Genomic DNA, 10750 nt, shown 5'->3' on the forward strand with positions numbered 1-10750 from the left:
CCGGGACGACATCCAGCGTGATGGACAGGCTCAGCAGGACAAGTCTGACGCTATGCGCGAGGCCGCGAAGAAAGAAGCAGAAGCCGAGAGCGCCCGCGGCGCAGCCGAAAGCAACGAGGCCCGCCATAAGTCGCACCAACATTAGAGCTTGATAGACAGAGCTGAGTCCCGGTAGTCGAGGGGCTCGGCTCTGTCGTCCCCCTGGGATCGCGATTCAGTGCGGAAATGTCGACACTTGCCGCGGTGCAGGCTGCGGAAGCTGGGTTTGGCAACCACGTACCGGGGTATAGCGCAGCATGCGCTCGACCCACATGCTTGGTCTGCGGTTCCTGCCAGTAGGTGGACGCGGCCCCGAGGATGTCGCCGCTTTCGACGACCGGTTGTTCACCGGTGTCGCTGATGGCCGGTTGCTGGCCGTCCCGCGGCATGAGGGACCGGTTACCGCAGTTGCTGACACCGGAGGCCGTCCACTCGGCGTTGAGGCGCTGCCGGACGGCCGACTGATCGTGTGCGATGCCGAGCGTGGACTGTTGCGGGTCGATCCCCGGACTGGTTCGGTTGAGCCGCTGCTTGATTCTATTGACGGTGAGCCGATGAAGATCTGCGATAACGCCGCCGTCGCAGCCGACGGAACCATCTACTTCACCGATTCTTCCCGGCGCTATCACCTACCGGATTATCCGGCCGATCTTATCGAGCGCACGGCCACCGGCAGGCTGCTGCGTCGCGACCCGGACGGGCAAGTGCATGTGCTGCTTGATCATTTGGAGTTCGCCAATGGCGTGGCGCTTGCAGACGACGAGTCATTCGTTGCAGTCGCCGAGACTGCGGCAGCCCGGATTTGGAGAGTTTGGCTGACCGGACCGCGGTGCGGGCAGTCGGAGATGCTGGCCGACGGTTTACCGGGACTGCCGGACAATCTGTCTACCGGAACGGCGGGCCGCATCTGGGTGGCGATTCCGACTCCGTTGGTTCGTGCGCTACGCCTGGCGCAGCGCCTGCCTCGCTCGGTACGCAGGCTTGTCAGCCGCCTGGCCGTGACGACCAATCCGCCACGGGGGACTGCGGGTGCCCTGGCGATAGATCGGGACGGGCAGATCGTGATGCGGATGGAGTGCGGTCGTCGCTGCGGCTATCGGATGCTGACCGGCGTTCGTGAGTACGCCGGTCAGTTGTATTTCGGCAGTCTCGCCGAACGTTCGATCGCCACCCTTCCATGTCCGCCGGTCGTCTGAGGCCGCTAGCGAGGAGACCACATGGGACACCGATTGACGAAGATCAGAGGCCGGCTGGGTCCGCAGATGCGAATTCCGGACCGGACGAATGACGCGGAGACCGCCCTGCTGCGCTACATCATGTATGGACTCTTGCCGGCCTGGTTCATCCCGGGTCTGCTGGACTGGAACCAGCACCGGCGCAGCCGGATTGAGCGAACATCCGGCACCCGTGAGTCATTGATCCACCTGCTGATGATGACTGAGGTAGGAATACCTCTGACATTGTGTTTGCTGTGCGAAATCAATCCGCTGCTGCTGACAACGATCTTCGGTTCAATTGCGGCGCACGAGGCGACTGCGCTGTGGGACGTCAGCACCGCCGAGCACAGTGGGCGCGAGGTCACCACCTGGGAGCAGCATGTGCACAGTTTCTTGGAGTCGCTGCCGATCATGGCGGCGTCGACTTTGTGTTGCTTGCGCTGGCGACAGTTCCGCGAACTACTTCGCGGTGTACGTACGCGGGACGCGTGGCGCCTGCGCTGGAAGCAGGAGCGGCTCCCCACGGGCTACCTTGCGGCCATCGGAGTAGGAGTCGTCGGGGCAATCGTCATACCGTACGGCGAGGAGTTGTTGCGCTGCGTTACCACGACCGAGCGTGAGATTCGCCCTGATCGTTCATACGAACCCGTCGACGAAACCGCTTGAGTCGAACGCGGGCGTTTAGCCCGTGCCGGGCGCCACGATAACGATGGCCGGCTCTCAAGGCTAGCCACACCAGAGGACGAGGCAGCAACCCGGATCCAGTGAGATCCCGCGCCCGCCGCACCGCCGCTCGACGGCGAGCAGGCATCCGAGCGACTCCGAAGCCACTCAAGCGGGGCGGAATGCCCGTGCGCGCAAAAATATGATGGTCCTGCGGGATTATCGCCGCTGCCAGCGGGTATCAAAGGGTGGTGGAACGAACGTCATTTCACGCAGCGCAGGTCACGAGTAGGCGGCAAGCCGTCGAGCAGACGCTGAGCGAGCCAGCCGGCGATGGTCAGTGACTCCCTGCTCTCCGGCGTCCGTGAAATTTGCGACACCGCGACGTCGCTGGCGCGAGCCGATGGCGCGGCGCTGGCAATTTTGAGCCGGTCGGCAATCAGCCGGGAACTGATTTATGCCTCCGACAGCCTGGCCCAACAGCTCGACGAATTGCAGTACACGATCGGTGAAGGTCCGTGCTTCGACGCCTATCTCGACGACAGTCCACAGTTTCACCCTGAGCTGGCGAAGGTCTCCGCGCCGTCACGATGGCCATCATTTGCCGCTGATGCATCGCGGCTTGGAGCCCATGCTTTGTTCGCGTTCCCTGTACCCGACGGGCAGCGACCGCTGGGAGTGCTGGAGTTGTACCGGCTGAGCGCCGGTGGCCTCGATGCCGCCGAGCGTGCCGCGGTCATGTCATGCACCACACTGATTGCGCGGCGACTGCTGGCGAACTGGGAGCACGAGGTCGACCGCCTCGGCGGCGTTGCGCAGGCCCTCGACGCCGCCGCGACCACTGGTATCGCGCCGAGTGAGGCCACCAATCCTTTCACCCGCACGCAAATCCACATAGCTGGTGGAATGGTCGCCGTTCAACTCGGTATCGACCCAGACGAGGGCGTGGACCGACTGCGCGCCTATTCCTACGCATGCGGTCGCCGGCTCTCCTCGGTGACCGCCGACATCGTCGCGCGCCGGCTCACACTGCAGGCGTGATGGGATGAACGGGCAATCTCCGTTGATCCAGCCGAGTGCCTCAAAGCGCGGCGCCAACGTCTTAGAATTGTCGGCGGTTGAGGGTTAGGGGGAGCCGTTGCTAGTCGAAGATCCGCTCGGCAGCTCCATCGAAGTCCGCGGTGGTGTCGCGGTGCTGGCGATCCGCGGCGAGATCGATGTGGCGAGCGCGCCTGCGTTCAAGAGCGCCATCGCCGAGGCGCTGGCGGGTAATCCTACGAGGGCTGGTTCTCGATTTGCTGGAAGTGGATTTTCTCGGCTCGGTCGGAGTCCGGATCTTGTTGGAGGCGCAGGAGAGAATTGGCGACGACAATCGGTTCGCCGTGGTGGCAGAAGGTCCAGCCGCCGGTCGAATACTGCGGCTGCTCGCCATGGACGAATTGCTCTCAGTGCACGAAACGGTAGTTCAAGCGTTGCGCTGGGTGACGGCGGGTCAGCCGGGCGGGGGTTAAAAGGACCCGGCGACAGTCGTCAACGAGTGGTCTGGCTACAGGATCGGTCTGCCGCCGGTAACGGCCACACGGGCACCGGAGACGTAGCTTGCGTCGTCGGAAGCAAGCAGCACGTACACCGGGGCGAGCTCGGCCGGCTGGCCGGCTCGGCCGAGCGGTGTGTTGTCGCCGAAGGACTTCACCTTTTCTGCATCCATGGTGGCCGGAATCAGTGGCGTCCAGATGGGTCCCGGTGCCACGCTGTTGACTCGGATGCCCCGCGGGCCGAGTAGCTGAGCGAGACTGGCCGAGAAATTCGCGATCGCCGCCTTGGTGGCCGCATATGGTGCAAGAGTCGGGTTGGGCGAATCGGAGTTCACCGAAGAACTGCCGATGATCGACGCCCCCCCGCTCATGTGCGGCAAAGCGGCTTTGGTGAGATGGAAGTAGGAACCAACACGTCAATTCGACCGAACTCTGAAGCGGCACGTTCGACAACTGCCCGGCAATGCTGCGGGTCGGAGAGATCACCGCTGACCAGGATGCACTTACGGCCAGCGTCTTCGACATAGCGCGCAACGTCTCGAGCTTCTTCGTCTTCATTGAGATAGGCGATGAGGACGTCCGCGCCCTCGCGCGCGAAAGCGATGGCGACTGCGCGGCCAATTCCGCTGTCGCCTCCGGTGACGATCGCGCTTTTCCCGACGAGCCTGCCGGTACCGACATAGCTGTTCTCGCCGCAGTCTGGAACCGGATCCATGCGTGCTTGGACGCCCGGCACGTCTTGCTGCTGCTCAGGAAATCCCATAATCAGCCCTTTCTCACTCGTAGGCCGGGTAACCGCTCTCCTTTTCGCGTAAACGCGATGGCTCCGACCGAGGGGGCCGCCTAGGGCGGGCTGTCTGCCCCTTTGCTGGCGAACGCAATAACTCATGACGGAATATGCTGCGTCCGTCGATCTTTGAGCAATTGAGCTCAACGTTCAGACTTTTCGGGCGGCGCGTCACGTCATCAGTCCTGTCCTGGGCGGTAAGACGCAGTCGTTTTGTGGTCGTGCCGCCGGGGTATCAATAGCCTCGTGACGTCTTTGTGGCTGAGCGACCGAGCCGAATCCCCGTGGACTGCAACTGAGCTTGATGGCGGCGCACATGGTGCCGACGTCGTCGTGGTCGGCGCCGGCATCACCGGGCTGATGACGGCGGTTCTGTTGGCGCGCGCCGGCGAAGACGTGCTGCTGCTGGAAGCCCGCACGGTTGGCGCCTGCGCTACTGGGAACACCACCGCCAAATTCAGCCTGCTGCAGGGCAGCCAGCTGTCAAGGATTATGTCGAAGCACGGCCCAGACGTCGCACGCGCATACGTGGACGGTAACCGCGAAGGCCAAAGTTGGGTGCTGAACCACTGCGAGTCCCACGGCGTGCCGGTGCAGCGCGAGGATGCCTACACCTATGCGCAGTCCGACCAAGGCGTCGAGGCCGCGCGCGCCGAGTTCAAAGCGGCCCAGAAGGTGGGCTTGGGGGCCACCTGGGAGGCCGAGGCCGACGTCCCGTTCGCCTACCATGGCGGGGTGCGCTTGGCCGAGCAGGCGCAGCTCGATCCGATGGCATTATTGGACGCGCTGGCTGAGGAGTTGCTCGGTCACGGCGGGCGGCTGGTCGAGCACACCCGGGTCCGGCGGGTCTCCACCCACGGTAAGAAGTTGCGCGTCCGCGTGAACGACTCCAACGGGCACGACGTCGAAATCGGAGCCGGAAAGCTGGTGCTGGCCACCGGAATTCCGATTCTCGATCGCGGCGGTTACTTCGCCCGCCTCAAACCAAGCCGGTCCTACTGCTTCGCTTTTAAAGTTCCCGGCAATATCACCCGACCGATGATGATCTCCACAGACTCGCCGACGCGTTCGGTGCGTTATGCACCCGTCGCTGATGGCGAGCGACTGATCGTGGGTGGCGCGGGACATACGGTCGGACGCGAGAAGAGCCCATCCAAAGCGCTGGAGGAACTGTCGTCCTGGACTCGTACGAACTTCCCAGGAGCGGTGCAGACTCATTTCTGGTCGGCGCAGGACTACACGCCGATCGATGATTTGCCGTACGTCGGTCCGATTCTGCCGGGCAGTGAAAACATTTTCATCGCAACGGGTTTCAACAAATGGGGGATGACGAACGGCGCCGCCGCCGCGCTGGCGCTGTCCAGTCGGATACTGGGCGGGCGGATGGATTGGTCGGCTGCATTCGCCAGCTGGAATCTGCACGAACTCTCGGGCCTGCGTACGGCCATGCGATCAAACCTTGAGGTCGGCTTCAATCTGACGAAAGGATGGATCACCCCGGCTGCGCGCACAGTCAGCCGCGATCCCAGCGAGCACGAGGGTGGCGTCGTGAGCGGACCTCCCTGGCATCTCGAAGCCAGATGCCGGGTCGCAGGCGCCCAACACCGTGTGTCGCCGGTATGCCCGCACCTAGGCGGGATCGTGAACTGGAATGACGCCGACGAAGCGTGGGAATGCCCGCTGCACGGCTCCCGCTTCGCCCCGGACGGCACGCTGCTCGAAGGACCGGCGACGCGTAACTTGACTCCCTTGCCACGAAATTAACCCAAACCAAACGCAACGCGGTCGCTCCACCCGACCTTCAATGGCTCGCGAAGATGGCGGTTGACGCGGTTCGGCGGGGGGTATCCACAGACGAATTCTTCAGCACGCAGGAATCGAATCGCGGATGTCAAGGTACGGATCGTCCGGCGCGTCCTGCATTCACCGCACAACTGCTGAAGGAGACTGTCGTTGCGTGTTGCTTCGGTGCCGGCCTCGCATGTCTATGTGCGCCATCTTTCCGATCCGGACGGGTCGACTGACATAGTGCGGCTGGATGATCCGGTCCCCAAGGACGGTCGGACCATGCCCGGGGGCTGGTGGCCCCCTTTGATGCTCGAGCCAGGTTGGGTCAGCGACAACCACGACCGGTTCGATGTGTTTCATGTGCATTTTGGATTCGACGCCATCGGACCGGATGCGCTCGCCGACGTGATGCAGGAGTTGAAGGAACACGATAAGCCGTTGCTGTACACCGTGCACGACCTACGCAACCCGCATCATCCCGACCCGCACGCGCACTGCGCGCAGCAGGAAATCCTGGTTGCCGCGGCCGACGCGCTGATCACCCTCACACCCGGTGCCGCGCAGGAAATCCAGCGGCGGTGGGGGCGCCCCTGCCACGTTTTGCCGCACCCGCATGTCCTCGAGCGCGAGCACATCGCCCGGCCTCGACGGGCGAGCCCCCGATTCGTCATCGGTTTGCATGCGAAGAGTCTGCGGGCCAACATGGATCCGCTGCCCGTCATCGATGCACTCAGCGACATCGTGTCGGCGCTGCCGCACGCAATCCTCCAAATCGATGTTCACGATGAGATTTTCGATCCCGCCAACCACTGGTTCGCACCGCAGGCTGGAAAAGCGCTGATGCGGTACGACCAGCACGAGCAGGTAGACGTCCGCGTACATCCCTACTTCTGCGATGACGAATTCTGGGATTACCTGGCGTCGCTTACCGTGTCCCTGCTGCCGTACCGGTTCGGCAGTCACTCGGGTTGGCTGGAAGCCTGCTTTGATCTGGGCACCGCCGTCATTGCGCCGAGCTGTGGCTATTACCGCCAGCAACGGCCCTGCGGTGTGTTCGAGTTCACCGAAGACTCCTTCGGCGTCGAGTCGTTGCGGCGCGCGGTCGACGAGGCCTACCGGCGCTGGGAGGCGGGGCTACCGGCTCCGCGCGCGACCTGGGCGGCGCGACGGGCCGAACGAGCCGAAGTTGCTGCGGCACACAGGTCGCTGTACGCGAACACACTGCGATGAACTCGTCCCTGCGAATCGCCTTGATCGCGTCGAGTCGGTTTCCCATTCGCCAGCCATTCGCCGGCGGCTTGGAGGCCCATGTGTGGCATCTGTCCCGGGCACTCGCTCGACGCGGCCACCAGGTCTCGGCTTTCGCCGCGCCCGGCTCAGACCCCGACCTGGACTGCCACACCCTCGCGGTGCGACCGCTGCAGATCTCAGAGTCGGCGCGAGCGGATGCGTCCATGTCGCCAGAGTCGTTCATGGCAGACCACCACGCCTACCTGACCTTGATGTTGCGGCTCAGGGATTCCGGCCCAAGCGATTTCGACATCATCCACAATCACAGCCTGCACTATCTTCCGGTTGCGATGGCGTCCGTGCTGTCCATACCGATGCTGACTACCGTGCACACACCACCGACACCCTGGCTGGAGTCGGCGATCGACGCCTCCGGCGGGGTTGGCACAGGATTCGCCGCCGTCTCTGCGCACACCGCGGGCCTTTGGCGGAAGTCCATTGGCCATATGACCGTGGTGCCGAACGGAATCGATCAGGATCGATGGCCGCTGGGCGCCGGCGGTGGGCCGTTACTGTGGTTTGGGCGGATTACCGCTGAGAAAGCACCTCATCTCGCGATCGCGGCTGCTCGGCGTGTCGGCCGACCCCTGGCGCTCGTTGGTCCGGTCGCTGATCCGAAGTACTTCGACGAGCTGGTGAAGCCACAACTCGGTGCAGATATCCGATACGCCGGCCACCTTCATCAGACCCAATTGGCCGGTATCGTCGGCCAGGCTTCCGCGGTGCTTGTTACTCCGATGTGGGATGAACCCTATGGTCTGGTCGTTGCTGAAGCGATGTGCTGTGGCACGCCAGTCGTGGCTTTCGCCCGCGGTGGAATCCCGGAACTCGTTGTGCCGCAGTCAGGCCGGCTGGTAGCCCCCGGCGACGTCGAGGGTATGGCAGATGCGATTCCGGATGCCGTCAGACTTTCGCGCGCCGAGGTTCGCGACCACGCCCTCCGCCATTGTTCTTCGGAGGCAATGGTGTCTGCGTACCTGGATCTGTATCGGGAAATGATCGAACATCGTGAGGACACCCATGATCGGCTATTACATCCATCACCAGGGCTTCGGGCATCTGGCCCGCGCGATGAGCATCTGCGAACGGTTGCGATGCCCTGCGACGGCGCTGAGTTCAATGGATATTCCCGCCCCGCACCCGTTCGCCGAGATCGTGAGGCTACCGCTTGACGATCAAGGGGACCGGGTGATGGAACCGACCGCGCATGGAGCACTGCACTGGGCGCCTCACCACCACAACGGTTTTCAACATCGGATGGATGCCGTATCGACGTGGATTACCGCCGCGCGACCAGCAGCTTTCGTTACCGATGTGTCGGTCGAAGTCGCGGCAATGGCTCGGCTGCTCGGTGTGCCGGTCATCGTGATGGCGCTGCCGGGAAAGCGCTTTGATGCTCCGCACGCGCTGGTCCACCGCCTCGCCGATCACATCATCGCGGCATGGCCGGGGGACTTGTACGTGCCGCCGTGGCTGCGACCGCATCTGGAGAAGACGACTTTCGTGGGAGGCATCAGCCGGTTCGACGGGCGACCGTGTTCATCGCCGGCACGGACAACGGCAGCCGATGACAGGGCTCTTGCGGCGGACACTCGGGTGCTGGTTCTTGCCGGAGCCGGCGATGATTTCGGCGGTCAAATCGGTGACTGTGCGGCTGCCTGCGCGGAGACGACATGGACTGTAATCGGTGGCACCGATGGTCCGTGGGTCGACGACCCGTGGCCGCAGATCTGCTCTGCGGACGTCGTTGTCACGCATGCAGGCCAGGGGGCCGTCGCCGACGTGGCGGCGGCGCGGCGGCGGGCCGTGGTGATACCCCAGCCGCGTCCGCACGATGAGCAGGCGTCAACGGCGACAGTATTGCGTCGATACCGGTTGGCGACCGTTGCGCGAGGTTTGCCTGATGGTCGTGCATGGCCCGGCCTGATCGCACAGGCTTTGGCAACCGACCCGGAGAAGTGGATCCGCTGGGAGGTGGCGGGTGCTGCGTCTCGCGCAGCCCGAGCAGTCGAGGCGACCGCGCAACGCTGTGCGATGGCGAGTGCGCCGTGAAAACCGCTGTCATCACGGTAGTTCGGGGCCGGGGTCCGCACCTACGTCACCAATTGAAGGGGTTGGCGCGCAGCGCCCGACGACCAGAGATACACATCATTGTCGCGCTTGATGATTTACACATCGCAAATATCGTCACTGACGAGGGCTCACCGGCCACGGTTGTCGATCTCGATGTGGCCGAACCTTTGCCGGTTGCTTACGGCCGCAACCAGGGAGCGGCGGCGGCACTATCCATGTCTGCCGAGCTGCTGGTGTTTCTCGATGTCGACTGCATTCCTGACACCGAGCTCATCGCTCGGTACCACGACACGGCCGAACAATCGCAATTCAGCGACGCGCTGCTGTGCGGTCCCGTGACATATCTACCTCCGCCAGGCCCGCGGGGCTATCCGGTCGATGGCCTCCGGGCGCACCTTGATCCACATCCGGCCCGACCGAATCCGCCGGAAGACGCGGTGGTACCGACGACCGAGTACGCATTGTTCTGGTCCCTGTCGTTTGCGGTCACCGCCACCACGTGGAACAAAATAGGTGGGTTTTGCGAGCGGTATCGCGGCTACGGTGGTGAGGACACCGACTTCGCGCAATGCGCTGCAGCACAGGGTATCCCGATGTGTTGGGTGGGCGGAGCGCACGCATTCCACCAGTTCCATCCGGCCAGTGATCCCCCTGTCGAGCATATCGATGACATCGTGCGCAACGCACGAATCTTTCACCGACGCTGGGGCTGGTGGCCCATGCACGGCTGGTTGACCGCTTTCGAGCAAGCCGGCCTGGTTGCTCGCGACATCGCCGGACGGCCTCGAAAGATCGCCGGTGCAGCCGAGCACGACGCATAGGCGTCACCGATCGTCGACGAACCGTTGCAAGTGAGTGATCTTTAATGGTCACGCACTTGCACCCCGTCTCGGAGTTGTTTGGCCGCCGTGCGGTTATTCAGAGACCCGCCTCGTAGCGATCCAATCCTGGCGTCGAATGCTGGCCGTTCGAGCGGCCGGCGACGCCGGTTGATTTTTTACGGGGACGGGTAACCCTTCGAAGCGCCGGGTTAGCGGCGTCAAAATACGAGAAACAACCGCGGCACGCGACCAGCAGTGAGCTGGCACCTGGGTTTGCGGCGCCCGCTGAACGCCGCAGACGCCGCCACCGTCGCGTTGCCGAATTCGACCGGGCAAGGAGGAACGGCATGTCAGAAAAGGTCGGCGATCTACTGCTCGGTAGGCTGCGCGACTGGGGGGTGCAGCAGGTTTTCGGTTATCCCGGTGACGGGATCAACGGTCTGCTGGCAGCGTGGCGGCGCGCGGACAACAAGCCGCAATTCGTACAGGCCCGGCATGAGGAAATGGCCGCGTTCGAAGCGGTGGGCTATGCGAAGT

10 protein-coding genes and 2 pseudogenes are annotated in these 10750 nt (G+C 63.6%); 11 read left to right on the forward strand and 1 reads right to left on the reverse strand.

Annotated features, from left to right (window positions below; all coding sequences use genetic code 11):
* The 5 genes and pseudogenes from AC2VOU_RS19040 to AC2VOU_RS19060 form a co-directional block, all read left to right on the forward strand.
* Positions 1–145, forward strand: a pseudogene (locus AC2VOU_RS19040) (microaggregate-binding protein 1); the annotation flags it as partial.
* A 151-nt stretch (positions 146–296) separates the two neighbouring features.
* Entirely contained in the window at positions 297–1235 is a 939-nt protein-coding gene (locus AC2VOU_RS19045; protein ID WP_486958758.1) for an SMP-30/gluconolactonase/LRE family protein, read from the forward strand.
* 21 nt (positions 1236–1256) lie between these two features.
* Positions 1257–1922, forward strand: coding sequence for a diguanylate cyclase/phosphodiesterase (locus tag AC2VOU_RS19050; RefSeq protein WP_486958759.1), 666 nt, complete (start codon positions 1257–1259; stop codon positions 1920–1922).
* A 330-nt stretch (positions 1923–2252) separates the two neighbouring features.
* A complete protein-coding gene (locus AC2VOU_RS19055) occupies positions 2253–2960 on the forward strand; it encodes a GAF domain-containing protein (protein ID WP_486958760.1) in 708 nt (235 codons plus the stop codon).
* A 176-nt stretch (positions 2961–3136) separates the two neighbouring features.
* Positions 3137–3430, forward strand: a complete 294-nt coding sequence (locus tag AC2VOU_RS19060) for an STAS domain-containing protein (RefSeq protein WP_486958761.1) — start codon at positions 3137–3139, stop codon at positions 3428–3430.
* A gap of 35 nt (positions 3431–3465) precedes the next feature.
* Here the strand turns inward: AC2VOU_RS19060 and AC2VOU_RS19065 are convergent.
* Positions 3466–4217: pseudogene (locus AC2VOU_RS19065) on the reverse strand (SDR family oxidoreductase).
* A gap of 270 nt (positions 4218–4487) precedes the next feature.
* Between AC2VOU_RS19065 and AC2VOU_RS19070 the strand changes: the two are divergent.
* The 6 genes from AC2VOU_RS19070 to AC2VOU_RS19095 all read left to right on the forward strand — a co-directional run.
* Positions 4488–6005 (forward strand): FAD-dependent oxidoreductase, encoded by a 1518-nt coding sequence (locus AC2VOU_RS19070; protein ID WP_486958762.1) that lies wholly within the window; start codon positions 4488–4490, stop codon positions 6003–6005.
* Positions 6006–6209: 204 nt separating this feature from the next.
* Positions 6210–7259 (forward strand): glycosyltransferase family protein, encoded by a 1050-nt coding sequence (locus tag AC2VOU_RS19075; protein WP_486958767.1) that lies wholly within the window; start codon positions 6210–6212, stop codon positions 7257–7259.
* A complete protein-coding gene (locus AC2VOU_RS19080) occupies positions 7256–8491 on the forward strand; it encodes a glycosyltransferase family 4 protein (protein WP_486958763.1) in 1236 nt (411 codons plus the stop codon). Before AC2VOU_RS19075 ends, AC2VOU_RS19080 begins: the two co-directional genes overlap by 4 nt.
* The gene (locus AC2VOU_RS19085; protein ID WP_486958764.1) at positions 8391–9371 is read left to right on the forward strand and encodes a glycosyltransferase; all 981 of its coding nucleotides are present in this window, start codon (positions 8391–8393) and stop codon (positions 9369–9371) included. The genes AC2VOU_RS19080 and AC2VOU_RS19085 overlap by 101 nt, the downstream gene beginning before the upstream one ends.
* Positions 9368–10213 (forward strand): glycosyltransferase family 2 protein, encoded by an 846-nt coding sequence (locus AC2VOU_RS19090; RefSeq protein WP_486958765.1) that lies wholly within the window; start codon positions 9368–9370, stop codon positions 10211–10213. The genes AC2VOU_RS19085 and AC2VOU_RS19090 overlap by 4 nt, the downstream gene beginning before the upstream one ends.
* A 347-nt stretch (positions 10214–10560) precedes the next feature.
* The coding region (locus AC2VOU_RS19095; protein ID WP_486958766.1) for a thiamine pyrophosphate-binding protein at positions 10561–10750 on the forward strand (190 nt) is incomplete at its 3' end.

The organism is Mycobacterium sp. TH-M25, from assembly GCF_057473665.1.